This window comes from Finegoldia sp. BIOML-A2, from assembly GCF_009678315.1.
Classification (GTDB): domain Bacteria; phylum Bacillota; class Clostridia; order Tissierellales; family Peptoniphilaceae; genus Finegoldia; species Finegoldia magna.
On sequence record NZ_WKZE01000019.1, the window covers coordinates 1 to 3,508 of the forward strand.

The 3,508-nt window shown below is 45.1% G+C and carries 1 tRNA gene and 3 rRNA genes; all 4 read right to left on the reverse strand.

The features are described from left to right. Positions 1 to 2: 2 nt before the first annotated feature. Positions 3 to 119 (reverse strand): 5S ribosomal RNA (rrf, locus tag GKF99_RS08480). Between the two features lie 41 nt (positions 120 to 160). Further along, positions 161 to 3,142, reverse strand: a 23S ribosomal RNA gene (locus tag GKF99_RS08485). 182 nt (positions 3,143 to 3,324) lie between these two features. Continuing rightward, positions 3,325 to 3,400 (reverse strand) — tRNA-Ala (locus GKF99_RS08490). Positions 3,401 to 3,445: 45 nt separating this feature from the next. Continuing rightward, positions 3,446 to 3,508, reverse strand: a 16S ribosomal RNA gene (locus tag GKF99_RS08495); the annotation flags it as partial.

Sequence of the window (3,508 nt, forward strand, 5' to 3'; positions counted from 1 at the left end):
TTGTTTGGCGACTACCTACTCTCCCACGACGTTTCCATCGTAGTACCATCGGCGTTAAGAGGCTTAACTTCTGTGTTCGGCATGGGTACAGGTGTATCCCTCTTGCTTTTATCACCATACTTATTTACTTTTACATTTCAATCAATAACAGTATATATTTCCAGTCAAGTTTTCGATTTATTAGTATCAGTTAGCTTTGATATTACTACCTTTACACCTCTGACCTATCTATCTTGTTTTCTTCAAGTAATCTCATAGAAATCTTATCTTGAGGTTGGTTTCGTGCTTAGATGCCTTCAGCACTTATCCTTCCCAGACGTAGCTACCGAGCTGTGCACTTGGCAGTACAACTCGTACACCAGCGGTCTGTCCATCCCGGTCCTCTCGTACTAAGGACAGATCCTCTCAAATTTCTCACGCCCACGGTGGATAGGGACCGAACTGTCTCACGACGTTCTGAACCCAGCTCGCGTGCCTCTTTAATGGGCGAACAGCCCAACCCTTGGAACCTACTCCAGCTCCAGGATGAGACGAGCCGACATCGAGGTGCCAAACCTCCCCGTCGATGTGGACTCTTGGGGGAGATAAGCCTGTTATCCCCGGGGTAGCTTTTATCCGTTGAGCGATGGCCCTTCCACTCGGTACCACCGGATCACTAAGTCCGACTTTCGTCTCTGCTCGACCTGTATGTCTCGCAGTTAAGCTCGCTTTTGCCTTTGTACTCTTTGAATGATTTCCAACCATTCTGAGCGAACCTTTGAACGCCTCCGTTACTTTTTTGGAGGCGACCGCCCCAGTCAAACTGCCCGACTGACAGTGTCCTATTACCAGTTTCATGGCAACTAGTTAGAACTTTAGAATTAAAAGGGTGGTATCCCAACAGTGACTCTGCAAACTCTGGCGAGCTTGCTTCTCAGTCTCCCACCTATCCTGTACATTTAATCCCAAAATTCAATGTCAACCTGCAGTAAAGCTCCACGGGGTCTTTCCGTCCTACCGTGGGTAAGTCGCATCTTCACGACTACTACAATTTCACCGGATCCTTTGTTGAGACAGCGCCCAAATCGTTACACCTTTCGTGCGGGTCGGAACTTACCCGACAAGGAATTTCGCTACCTTAGGACCGTTATAGTTACGGCCGCCGTTTACTGGGGCTTAAGTTCGTTGCTTCGATTGCTCTAACAAGTCCCCTTGACCTTCCAGCACCGGGCAGGTGTCAGCACCTATACTTCATCTTTCGATTTAGCAGATACTTGTGTTTTTGGTAAACAGTCGCTTGGGCCTATTCTCTGCGACCTAATTTCTTAGGCATCCCTTCTCGCTAACTTACGGGATTATTTTGCCGAGTTCCTTAACAAAGGTTCTTCCGCGCGTCTTAGAATTCTCTTCTTGCCTACCTGTGTCGGTTTGCGGTACGGGTACAAGATTATTTGATAGCACCTTTTCTTGGCAGTTTGAATCTGTCGCTTCGCATCTTTCTGCTCCCCATGATAACTTACGTTTGCGAATATACGGATTTGCCTGTATATTCTGGCTTGTTACTTGGACGTGTTCTACCATTCACACGCTCGACTTTTCCTTCTGCGTCAGTACTTCTCTCAATCACAATCTTGTAGTACAGGAATTTCTACCTGTTGTCCATCGACTACGCCTTTCGGCCTCGCCTTAGGTCCCGACTTACCCTGAGAGGACGAGCCTTGCTCAGGAATCCTTGGGCTTTCGACGGGGATGATTCTCACATCCCTTTTCGCTACTCATGCCAGCATTCTCACTTGTATATAATCCACAATTGCTTACGCTTTTTGCTTCAATTCATATACAACGCTCCTCTACCGATAGAAAAGCTATTATGCCAGTTGTATGTTGTTAAGTTTTTTAGAAATTGTATCGTTTAATAGTTTTAATTAATGTCTTTCTCTCTTACTTTACTAGTTGATATATTTCCTAATCACTTTTCTTCATACTTCTCGCATAATTGCTTTTCTATCCCACAGTTTCGGTATCAGATTTAGCCCCGTTCATCTTCGGCGCATTACCACTTGACCAGTGAGCTATTACGCACTCTTTAAATGTATGGCTGCTTCTGAGCCAACATCCTGGTTGTCTGAGTAGTATTACATCCTTTCCCACTTAATCTGTATTTTGGGACCTTAACTGGTGGTCTGGGCTGTTTCCCTTTTGACTATGAAGCTTATCCCTCATGGTCTGACTCCTGTTCATCGATTTTCAGGCATTCGGAGTTTGATAAGTTTCGGTAGAATTACTTCCCCTAGACTATTCAGTGCTCTACCTCCTGTAATCTAAAACAAGGCTAGCCCTAAAGCTATTTCGAGGAGAACCAGCTATATCCGAGTTCGATTGGCTTTTCACCCCTATCCACAGGTCATCCGATAGCTTTTAAACGCTACCCGGTTCGAGCCTCCAGTAAATTTTACTTTACCTTCACTCTGCCCATGGATAGATCACCCGGTTTCGGGTCTACAACACATAACTTTCGCCCTATTAAGACTCGGTTTCCCTGCGACTTCACATCTTAAATGTTTAATCTTGCTACGTATCGTAACTCGCTGGCCCGTTCTACAAAAAGTACGACATTAGAAGTCTTCTTCCTCTGTCTGCTTGTAGGCGCAAGGTTTCAGGTTCTGTTTCACTCCCCTCCCGGGGTTCTTTTCACCTTTCCCTCACGGTACTATTCGCTATCGGTCACCAGGTAGTATTTAGCCTTAGGGGGTGGTCCCCCTATCTTCCCACAGAATTTCACGTGCTCCGTGGTACTCTTCTTAAAGTGTCTCTATTCTGATTTCGACTACAAGACTGTTACTTTCTTTGGTTCTTCTTTCCATAAGATTTGTCTATCAGTTTAGTCTTACTTTAATGGGCTGTTCTCTGTTCGCTCGCCGCTACTTGGAGAATCGAGTTTTCTTTCTTTTCTTGTTCCTACTTAGATGTTTCAGTTCAGAACATTCGCTTCCATACGCTATTGATTCACGTATGGATACTAGAGTGTATCTAGTAGGTTTCCCCATTCGGATTCCCCCGAGTCACTGGATATTTGCTCCTATTCGAGGTTTTCGTTGCTTGTCACGTCCTTCGTCGCCTCCTGGTGCCAAGGCATCCGCCTTGCGCCCTTAGTTTCTTGACCGGAAATATATACTGTTATTCGATTTTCAATGTTCATGATGTCGATTCGTTTATCGACTTTTATGACTCTGGTTAAGTCATTTTTGACTTTTAAAAAGTCATTGGCCGTTTTTTGACAAATCATAGATTTGAAACAAAACGGCACCTGACCTACTACGAAATCAGAGATTTCTGTTAGGTCATTGGTGGAGATAAGGAGATTCGAACTCCTGACCCCCTGCTTGCAAGGCAGGTGCTCTCCCAACTGAGCTATACCCCCATAAAGAACCTTAAAGTAAATACTTAAGAGCTTAGCACTCCTTAGAAAGGAGGTGATCCAGCCGCACCTTCCGATACGGCTACCTTGTTACGACTTCACCCCAGTCAT